The sequence below is a fragment of the Desulfobacterales bacterium genome, assembly GCA_029211065.1.
Classification (GTDB): Bacteria; Desulfobacterota; Desulfobacteria; order Desulfobacterales; family JARGFK01; genus JARGFK01.
Genome location: JARGFK010000141.1, coordinates 1 through 9,363 on the forward strand (window position 1 = coordinate 1; position 9,363 = coordinate 9,363).

A 9,363-nucleotide genomic window follows, 5' to 3' on the forward strand; every position below is an offset into this window, starting at 1 on the left:
GGTTGATTTCATGAATACATCCATAGTAAATAACTGAAGTAATTGCAAGAATAATCTTTACAATGTCAAATTAAACACTTTATTTCTCGATCCTTCGAATCCTGGACCGATTTTTCTTGACGAATTGGGGGGAGATCCAAGACCTTCCAATAAGGGTGGTTCTTCCAAGGGACATAAAAGCATGCCGAAAATTGGTAAGTTTAATACATTGAAAGTCGTTAAAGCGGTTGATTTCGGGGTGTATCTCGACGGGGAAGCCCTGGGTGAAATTCTGCTTCCGCAACGATATGTCCCCCAAGGGTGTCAGCCGGGAGACAGCGTCGAGGTGTTTCTCTACCATGACTCGGAAGACCGTTTGATCGCCACGACCCTGCGGCCGTATGCCGGGGTCGGGGAACTGGCGCTGCTAAAGGTCGCGGCGGTGAACAACTTCGGGGCGTTCCTTGACTGGGGCCTGCCCAAAGACCTGCTGGTCCCGTTCAAGGAACAACAGCAGCGCATGAAGGAAGGCTGCTTATATACGGTTTATGTCTATCTCGACACGACCAGCCAACGCATTGCGGCATCCTCCAAGCTGAAAAAATTTCTGGCTGCCCAGCCGACGGTTTTTGAGAAAGGACAGCCGGTGGACCTGCAAATTTCCGACAGGACCGACATGGGTTATACCGCCATCATCGACAGGCGTCTCCGGGGGGTTCTCTATCATAATGAAGTTTTTCAGAAATTACGCCTGGGCCAGCGGATCCAGGGCTTTATAAAAAACGTGCGCAGCGATGGTAAAATCGACCTGTCTCTGGAGAAACCCGGCTATGAAAAAGTATTGGACCAGTCCGAGAATATTTTGGCGGTAATCCAGTCCCACGGCGGATTTATGGATGTGACCGATAAAACATCGGCTGAACGTATCTACAGCCTGTTCGGAATCAGCAAGAAAACTTTTAAAAAAGCGATTGGCACGCTTTACAAGGCGCACCGCATCTCCCTTGAAAAGGACGGCATCGCGCTTACCCGAAAAAATGAGGGAAGATAAAACCCACCGGGCTGTCCCCTCAGTCAGACTGCCGACAAAAAAACGGCGCGTGATTGGAAGTAAAGATCGGCGGGTCCCTTCTTAATATGGGTGCGATGGCCGGGTGTCGACCGAACTCCCTGTCTAGAAACCGGCGCACTTCCTGCCGGTGCCAGCCCCCAGGATGTTTGAAGCTTCGATACAGCGAAAGATCCCCGTCATAAAATTCCGAGGTGTTGAGCTGCGGCTCTTCCGGGCCATGGGCCGGAAGATTAAAGATCGCAAGGTTGAGAAACCCGATTTGGTCGCTGTGCGCGGCCGTAAAGTTTAGGGTTTTTTCCGCCGCCCTGCGGGTTTCAGCCGCGGTGCCGAACAGCAGGTAGACATAAGTGGCGATGCCGGCTTTTTTAAGAGCATTGAGGGCGGCCGCCGCCATTTCAAGATCGATCCCCTTATTCAGACTGTCTAGAACCTTCTGGTCCCCCGATTCCAGGCCCAACTGCAGCATCCGGCAGCCGGATTGTTTCAGCCTTTGACAAAAATCCGGATCCGCCAGGTGAGCGGTGAATCTGGCAAAACCATACCAGGGGGGTCCCGGCGGATTTTTTGTGAGGGCTTCCATCAGTTTCGGACTCACGGCATTATCCAGTAAATGGATCAGCGCGGGACGGGTCTTTGCCGAAAGTACGTGAAGGTCGCGGATGACCGTAGCTGCCGGCGCCGGTTGGTAGGGATTTTCCTCGGCCCGTTCCGGACAGAAGGAGCAGCGGTTCCAGTAGCAGCCGCTGGAGGCGCTGTAAGGCAGGATGGATCCGGGCGACAGGTAGGCGGTCAGAGAAAAATCGTCATAATCGGGGGTGCTGTCGCGGCAGTCTCCGGATGCTTCCAGCAAGTCAAGCAGCGCAGCTTCCCCGGCGCCGGCCACCAGGTGATCGAATATTTTTTCGAACGGATTTTGCCAATGGGGGATTCTCATCCAGGAAGTTGCCAGTCCGCCCCCGAGAATGATCCGGGCGTTCGGGGAAACCTGCCGGACATATCCGGCCATGGCAAAGGTGGTCAGGGCCTGACTGAGATAATTGAGGGAGAATCCGACGGCTTCGGGATTTTCTTTTTTCAGCAGCCCGTCAAATCTTTGGCTGAAGTAAGGGAAAAAAAGATTTTTTTCAGGGTTTTTGGCGGCGCTAAGCAGGTCCCGGCTACGCAGGGGCGAGAGCCGGCCGTCCTGGTAGTTGGCCAGCCCCAACTCAATGCCCGCCGGTCGGCCGGCCATTTGGAGTATCCGGTTGAGATCGGAAACCGTCCGCTTGTAGCGGTCGAAATGCTCAACCATAGGGGCCGCTGTCAGCGTTTTCAGGTTCGTAGCCAAGTTGCGGACGGCCCGCCGGGTCCAAGCGTCGGAACCCCGGACGGGGGAATTCAAAAGGTGCCGCAAGCCTTCCAGATTGGCATCCAGGGCCCTGACAGCCACGCCGTGCCCTTTGAGAACACCGGCCAGCCTGGCAATGCCGGCAGGGGGTTCACAGGGCTTTGCCACCGGTGGGCAAATTAAAAGTATCTTGCGGTCAGTCATTATTCTTCTGTATCTAACTCTTTAAGTGTTGTAAAGAGACCTATCCAAAAGGGTTTCTTACAAAAGCGACCATGCCTTAAAGTTGGTACAGGACTATCTTTAATTTTCAAGTCAAAACATTTCACGTGCCTCGAAAAAAAACCGGATAGCTATTGCACCAGCGGAATGAAACGGTTTAATATAATTCGCGTTTAGGGACCGACAATTTAACATGGAGGAAATATGCTGACATCTCATGATATTCAGGGTGTTGTTGCGGCCATTGCCACACCGTTTAGGGACAATGAAGACCTTGATCTTGAAGGGCTTAAAACACTGACGCGTTATTTGCTGGACGGCGGGGTGGACGGCGTCATGGCGGTCGGCGGCACCGGGGAGTTTCCACACTTGAGTCGCGCGGAAAAGAAAACCGTCATCCGGATTGTGGCAGATGAAGCTAAAGGTACCGTTCCGGTCATTGCCGGCACCGCAGCCTGCACCATTCGCGAGTGCAGCGAACTGATGACCGATGCCCGGGATGCCGGCGCGGACGCTGCCATCATGGTGCCCCCCTATTACTTTATTCTGAACGAGGAAGCCCTGTTTTTACACTTTAAGACCCTGGCGGGAAAAAATATACTTCCGGTGGTGGTTTACAACAACCCGCTATATACCGGCAACCCCATGTCGCCGGCCCTTTTGGCCAGGCTGCTGCAGCTGGACAATATCATCGGGATAAAGCAGAGCAACGCGGATATGGGCCAACTGGTGGAGGTGATGCGGCTGACCGAAGGCGAAGCTTCAATCTGCACAGGGATCGACAGCCAGTTTTTTCCGGCATTGATGGCAGGGGCGGCCGGGATTTATTCAACGGCGGCCAGTATCATTCCTATAGAGATGAAAAAAATTTATACGCTTTTCAGGGAAAACAAGTTTTCCGAAGCCAGGGAGCTGCATTTTAAAGTTCAGGAGTTAAACCGCTTTTTAGAATATGATCCCGGCTATGTGTCGCCGGCCAAGGAAGCCCTGCAGATTCTGGGATTGCCGGCCGGCCCGGTTCGGCTGCCGATGCCCGCGCTGACTCCGGCGCAGAAAGCAGGCCTGACAAAAGCGCTGGTGAATCTCGGTGTGCTGTAGCGAGACCTTTGTAAAACGCCCCCTTTTTTACGCTGCTTTCAGCAGCAACACCGCAATCTGAAAATAAAGCGTTATGCCTACAGCGTCAATGATGGTAGCAATGAACGGACCGGCCGTCAGGGCCGGGTCCAGGTTGATTTTTTTCAGAAACAGCGGAATCAGCGCGCCCGCCAGATTAGCCGTCACGAGCGTGGCCAGCAGGGCCGTGGCCACGATGTATCCGAGCATGATGTTGTGATCCTGCAGTAAAACACGAAAGTAAGCCATCAATCCCAATGCGCAGCCAAGGGCAAGTCCCATTAAGATTTCCCGGTAAAACACCCGGGGAAAATCCCGGGGCTGGATTTCACCCAGAGCCAGTGCCCGCACCACCATGGTGGCGGATTGCGTTCCGGCATTGCCGCAGGTTCCCGTGACCATGGGGATAAAGAATGCCAGCGCCACCATCTGTTGCAGGGTGGCGGAATTCAATTCCATTATGGTGGTGGACAGCAGCGAGGTAAACAGCAGAATCGCCAGCCACAGAAAGCGGTTCCAGAACAGTCGCGGCAGGGGACGCTTGAAATACTGTTCATCAAAGGGGACCACGGCGGAAATCCGATGAAAGTCCTCGGTGTTTTCAGCCCGGATGATATCGATGACATCATCAACGGTAATGATTCCCAAAAGGCGATTTTCAGCATCCACAACCGGCAGGGCCAGGAAATCATATTTGGAAATGGCTGCGGCCACTTCTTCAACTTCCATGTCATGTCGTACCGAAATCACGTTGGTCTGCATGATCTTGTCTAAAACGGTCTGGGGTTTGGACATGATCAGATCGCGCAGCGATATCATTCCCAGCAGGTGCCGCTGGGCATCCGTGATATAAATGTAATAGATGGTCTCTTTGTTGGGGGCCTGAAAGCGCAGGCGCTCAAGTCCGGTGCGTACGTCGATATCAGCCGGCAGAAAAGCATATTCCGTGGTCATAACCGCGCCGGCGGTTCCTTCGGCAAACTTCCACAGGCGTCGGATTTCGTTGCGTTCAGCCTGGGCGATCAGCGGCATCATGGCTTCCCAGACATCCGTGTCGACCTTTTTCAGCAAATCAACCCGGTCGTCGGGTTCCATTTGTTCGATAAATCGCAGCATGGTCTGGGTATTGCCGGATTCAAGGCAGGCAAGCTGCGTTTCAAATGACAGCTGCTGGAAAGCGTCGATCGCCAGGGGGTTGCCAATCCGCAGCAGGGTTTGAATGATATCCAGCGGCGCCAGCTCCATGGCTTCGAGGGTTTCGGCAATATCAGACGGGTGCAGCTCCCGCAACGGGTCGATTTCGATAGCGGATGCTTCCACATTCGGTGGGCTGCTTGGAATTGAATGTTGCGCTGGGGCGTTCATTAGCGTCTCCTTTAAGGCCTGTTTCCATGGGCTGGAAGAAAAGACCGCCGGAGCGCTTTGAGAAATCAGTAATTAAGAACGGGTCTGTCGCAACGCTCGTGCGGGTATCTCCAGACGGCAGGAAACAGAGAATCTTTATATGGCTTTAAATTTTTTAAGGATGGGTGGCAGGAACAACTGCCAGGGTCATCACCGTTCATGTATTCCTTCCCCTGTTAAAACAGTTTTTTTAGATTCGAACCGATTTTAAAAACGGGATCATTTTAATCGTTTTCAGACAGAAGGCAAGAAAAATTTCAATTTCGGTTAGAAAAGATTTGACAGGAACTACAAGTATACAAAGCTGTATTTGACATTTATCATAGGCTCTGGTTAGGTAGATTCTGGAAACTGCACCCAGGAAGTCTTTATCTGATAGGCCCGGTTTGCGATACGTATGGAAACAACAAGTCCAAAAACCCCGAGACCTGCTGCAACGGTTATTCTGATCCGGCCGCATAGAGAAGAATTTCAGGTTTACCTGTTGAAAAGAAATGAAAAAAGCGGCTTTATGGGGGGGTATTATGTTTTTCCGGGAGGAACCGTCGATTCCGAAGATCGCGACCCGGGAATATGGCGGCGGCACGTTGACATGGATGTCGAAGAAATCGACCATCGGCTGGGCGGCGGGATGGCGCTTGAAGACATCCTGGCCTATGGGGTTGCGGCGCTGCGGGAAACATTTGAAGAGGCCGGGGTTTTACTTGTCCGGCAAGCACAGCAGCGTGAAGACGATCTGGAGAGGATTTGCCGCCGGCGGTCGGTAGGACCGCTCTCAAGGGGCTGGTTCAGAGAGCTGATCGTATCCGAAGGCTGGATGTTGGCGTTCAGCCGATTGAAAAGATGGTCACACTGGATCACACCGGAGCTGATGAAGCGGCGCTATGACACGCGGTTTTTTCTGACCGTCCTTTCCGAGGAGCAGGTCTGCCGTCCGGACAGACATGAAACCGTCCACGGGATCTGGATAATTCCGCGCGACGGACTGACGGGCAATCTGGACGGCAGGGTTCCGCTGAGCCCGCCCACGCTGGTCACGCTCTATGAACTGTCCGGATACCGTCGCATGAAGGATCTCGAAAACGCCCTTGAATCCCGGACCTGGGGAGCGGCGCTTTTTCCCCGTCTGGTTCCCGTGCAAAACGAGGCGGTCATCTTAGAGCCGTGGGATCCTAACCACCGGCAGGATGTCATCACTTTTGACCTGCAAACGCTTGAAAAAGCCGTATTGCCCATCGAGGCTCCTTTTTCACGGATATGGCTCCATAAGGGGATCTGGCGGGCGGTGGCATGTGTTTAAAAAATGAGGATTCAAGCATGTTAAAGGCCATTCTGTTTGATCTGGACAACACGCTGATCATGTTTGACGAGGATATTTTTTATGCCGGCTATATAAAGCGCATTTCCAGCGTGTTCGCCGACATCATGCCGCCGGAGGTGTTTATTGAGCGACTGATTTCCAGCACCCGGGCGCTGAAAAAAAACAACGGTCAAATCAGCAACAAAGACTATTTTCTGGCAGGTTTCAGCCGGGGATATGAAGACCGGCTGGACGAGCTGTGGCAGCGGTTTCAGTATTTTTACGAAAAAGAGTACGATAAACTGAAAGTCAATGTCTCCCTGCCCGATTCGCTCTATGACGTTTTCAACGAACTGCAGCACGGCAGCTTTAAGCTGGTGCTGGCCTCAAACCCGCTTTTTCCCGAGAATGTCCAGTTAAAGCGCCTGGCCTGGGCCGGCCTGGCGCATGTTCCGTTTACCCTGGTAACCCATATTGAAAACATGACGTTTTGCAAGCCGCGCCTGGAATACTATCTTGAAATCTGCGATAAGATCCGGGTAGCTCCCCAAAACTGCCTGATGGTGGGCAACGATCCCATCAATGACATGATAGCCGCCAGCGTCGGCATGAAAACTTACCTGACGGACGATGCCAGGGGGATAGACAACTCAGCTTTAAAGCAGAGTCGGAACTTAAGCGGAAATCAACCCCTTGATATTCCCAAACCGGACTATGCCGGCCTGCTGGCCGGGGTTGTCGATGTGGTACGTGAGCTGTCTTAAATTCGAAAAAAAGGAGCCGTCTGATGGAAAAGAAAAGACAATCCGATCGAAAAGCGCTGAAGGTCTATTTAAAGGTTGTGGATACCAAGACCGGTGACCTTTTGGGTCACGCGGTTGACATCACGGAAAAGGGGATAATGCTGACCTGTGAAGAACCCATTGAAGCAGGCCTCGGTTTTGACCTTCAGCTCGAACTTCCGGCTGAAATTGAAGGGATCCGAGAGATACATTTTTCGGCCCGGAGCATGTGGAGCGCCAAGGACAGCGAAACCGATTTTTACAATACGGGGTTTGAATTCAGCGGCCTTTCCGAACGGGACGGCCGGATCATTGATACGGTCACAAAAAAATACTGCTTTTAGACAAAGGCGCATCATTTTTCAGCTATTTTAAAATTGGCCCTGCCGTTTGATCCCAAAAGAAAAAGCTCCGAAAGGCTATCGTGGGTTTAAATACAATAGTGCTTCGGAGCTTTTATATTTTTAAAACAGAGCGATGTACCGGCAACCAACGTTACCGGCCGGTGCGCGCCAGCGATTCCACCCAACCCTTCATATGGCTCTGGATGCGGGCCACTTCTGATTTTGTGAACCACTTGGCAGGGTCGACCTTTTCCACTGCGTAAACCGGCCGGTGGAAATCCTGCTCATAGCCAAACGGAACCGTAGCGTCTATGCCCATGCCGCCCTCAAAACGGGTATTGGCGCCGGTCCATTCCCGCTCGCCGGCGGTCATGCGCTCGGCCGGCATAAAAGTCTGGCCGCGGCCGCCCGGCAGGGGGTTCAGAATGTCGTTTTGCGGGTTGACGCGGGTGGTCAGGGCCCACATGATGTCATCCATGCTGTACATGTCGATGTCCGTATCCACGGCAATGGCCAGCCGCATTCCCTGGCTGCAGGACAGGACTGCGGACAGGAAGTTGCGCTGCCAGCCTTCTTCGATCTTGTTGCGCTTCTTGACTTGGAGGATGCAGCCGCCCCATTCGGTCAGGCAGTAGGGGATGTGCACATCCTGAATGATGCCGGGCTGCAGCCGGTTGCACAGTTCATAGATGGCGGCTTCGCGAATCAGCTGGTCATTGTTCTGGGCATCAGCCGTGTGAACGCCCATGGGCCAGATGGTGATCTTTTCCTTTTTGGGGTCCCGCATGGTGATGGCGGTCACGTGAAACGTGGGGGCTTTATAGGCTTTGCCCATGTAACCGGCCCATTCGGGATGGAAGAAGTATTTGCCCTGGACGCCGGCTTCTTCGGATTCCCGGGTTTCATAACGTTTGTCGCGGGGGTGCAGGTAGCCTTCCAGCACCAGCTCGGCATCGGCCAGGGCGTAGGCGTCAATGGTTTTGGCCTTGACGATGCGCAGCGGGAAGCCCTGAATGGCGCCGCCGACCCCCAGTTCGTCGCAGCCCTTGGGCAGGACGACATAGTCAAAGCCGCTGCCGGCCGCCAGCTGGGCTGCCGGAGGGATGCCGAAGTTCATGGTAATGGGAATGGGTTCTTTATCACGGTAATGCGCGGTCATGATCTGCCACATATGCGAACCCGGCGAAATCTGGAACGTCCCGATGTTTCCCCAGCGGAAATTCATGCGGTTGTAACTGATGTGGGTGCCGCCGTCAAAGTATTTGCCCACCACCACGGTTTGCGCGCTGCCGACCGTAAACTCGGTTTCAAGGGCTGTGTGCCGGATGGCCAGTACATATTTGTTTACGTCCAGATCGTCGGTAATGACCACTTCCTGAACCGGGGCTTTTGTTACAATTTCCGGCGGGATCGGCTTTAAGAAGGATTTGCTCAACTGAATCGTGCGGTCTGTTTCGTTTTTCCAGCCGAACATTTTGTTGATGACGTTCCGGTTGGCATACATGTTGGTGATGGCCTGGATGTGATCATAGCCTTTCACGTTGCGAAACAGAAGGCCCAGACCGCCATCCAGTTTTTTCTGAAGCGCCGTAATTTCCAGGTCGGGATTGACCACTTTGCTGGTTTCGACAACATCTCCTTCCGATAGCATCCACTTGATAGTGCTCCTCAAGCTGGAAACATCGCGCCGTACTTTTTTTGCTTCTGCCATAAGTTAACCTCCTTTTATAAAGTAAAAAAATCTATGAACGCAAATAACGGTTGGCATTCATATTGCTAAGCGGCCAATAGCGCGATCAACCGATCGGGCAAATCCG

General features: G+C 53.0%; 8 protein-coding genes. 5 read left to right on the top strand and 3 right to left on the bottom strand.

What is annotated here, in order from left to right:
* Positions 1 to 181 precede the first annotated feature (181 nt).
* A complete protein-coding gene (locus P1P89_20620) occupies positions 182 to 1,030 on the top strand; it encodes a S1-like domain-containing RNA-binding protein (GenBank protein ID MDF1593918.1) in 849 nt (282 codons plus the stop codon).
* A 19-nt stretch (positions 1,031 to 1,049) separates the two neighbouring features.
* Here the strand turns inward: P1P89_20620 and P1P89_20625 are convergent, their stop codons facing one another.
* Positions 1,050 to 2,582, bottom strand: a complete 1,533-nt coding sequence (locus P1P89_20625; protein ID MDF1593919.1) for a radical SAM protein — start codon at positions 2,580 to 2,582, stop codon at positions 1,050 to 1,052.
* A gap of 222 nt (positions 2,583 to 2,804) precedes the next feature.
* Here P1P89_20625 and P1P89_20630 point away from each other — a divergent pair, with 222 nt between their 5' ends.
* Positions 2,805 to 3,698 carry a dihydrodipicolinate synthase family protein gene (locus P1P89_20630; protein MDF1593920.1) on the top strand — a complete coding sequence of 298 codons (894 nt, stop codon included), beginning with the start codon at positions 2,805 to 2,807 and terminating at the stop codon, positions 3,696 to 3,698.
* 27 nt (positions 3,699 to 3,725) lie between these two features.
* Here P1P89_20630 and mgtE read toward each other — a convergent pair whose 3' ends face one another.
* Positions 3,726 to 5,081, bottom strand: a complete 1,356-nt coding sequence (gene mgtE / locus P1P89_20635; GenBank protein ID MDF1593921.1) for a magnesium transporter — start codon at positions 5,079 to 5,081, stop codon at positions 3,726 to 3,728.
* Positions 5,082 to 5,517: 436 nt separating this feature from the next.
* Here mgtE and P1P89_20640 point away from each other — a divergent pair, with 436 nt between their 5' ends.
* The 3 genes from P1P89_20640 to P1P89_20650 are packed head-to-tail and all read left to right on the top strand — an operon-like array spanning position 5,518 to position 7,546.
* Entirely contained in the window at positions 5,518 to 6,420 is a 903-nt protein-coding gene (locus tag P1P89_20640; GenBank protein MDF1593922.1) for a hypothetical protein, read from the top strand.
* Between the two features lie 17 nt (positions 6,421 to 6,437).
* Entirely contained in the window at positions 6,438 to 7,184 is a 747-nt protein-coding gene (locus P1P89_20645) for an HAD hydrolase-like protein (GenBank protein ID MDF1593923.1), read from the top strand.
* A 23-nt stretch (positions 7,185 to 7,207) separates the two neighbouring features.
* Complete coding sequence (locus P1P89_20650) at positions 7,208 to 7,546, top strand: PilZ domain-containing protein (protein ID MDF1593924.1); 339 nt, start codon at positions 7,208 to 7,210, stop codon at positions 7,544 to 7,546.
* A gap of 151 nt (positions 7,547 to 7,697) precedes the next feature.
* Here the strand turns inward: P1P89_20650 and P1P89_20655 are convergent, their stop codons facing one another.
* A complete protein-coding gene (locus P1P89_20655) occupies positions 7,698 to 9,257 on the bottom strand; it encodes a UbiD family decarboxylase (GenBank protein MDF1593925.1) in 1,560 nt (519 codons plus the stop codon).
* Positions 9,258 to 9,363: the final 106 nt, after the last annotated feature.